1 pseudogene is annotated in these 514 nt (G+C 66.9%); it reads left to right on the top strand.

The features are described 5' to 3' along the window. Positions 1 to 514 (top strand): annotated as a pseudogene (gene eno / locus AACY45_RS27945) (phosphopyruvate hydratase); the annotation flags it as partial.

The following is a 514-nucleotide window of genomic DNA, read 5'->3' as shown; positions in this document are numbered from 1 at the left end:
ATGGGGGCAAGGGCGTACGAAAGGCGATCGCCCATGTCGATGGCGAGATCGCGCGAACGGTGATCGGCATGGATGCTCGCGATCAACTCGGGATCGATGGGGCCATGATCGCGCTCGACGGCACGCCCAATAAGGGGCGGTTGGGTGGCAACGCCATATTGGGGATCTCGATGGCGGTCGCGCGCGCGGCAGCCGTCGCGTCGGGGAGGCCGCTTTATGCCTCGCTGGGCGGCGGGGGTGCCACGCTCCTGCCGATGCCGTGCATGAACGTGCTCAATGGCGGCAAACATGCCGACAGCAGCCTCGACTTCCAGGAGTTCATGCTGGTCCCGGTGGGGGCGCCGACATTTGCCGAGGCAATGCGCTATGGCGCCGAAACCTACGCCGCCTTGCGTGGCCTGCTGCGCCAACGCGGTCTCAAGACCGCAGTCGGCGACGAGGGTGGCTTTGCGCCCGACCTCGCAAGCAACGAGGCGGCGTGCGAACTCATTGTCGAGGCGATCGAGGCGGCGGG

The sequence above is a fragment of the Pseudomonas sp. RA_35y_Pfl2_P32 genome, from assembly GCF_963970735.1.
Lineage (GTDB): Bacteria > Pseudomonadota > Gammaproteobacteria > Pseudomonadales > Pseudomonadaceae > Aquipseudomonas.
The sequence above is the reverse complement of the archived record's forward strand: the minus strand, read 5'-3'. Positions and strand labels throughout refer to the sequence as shown.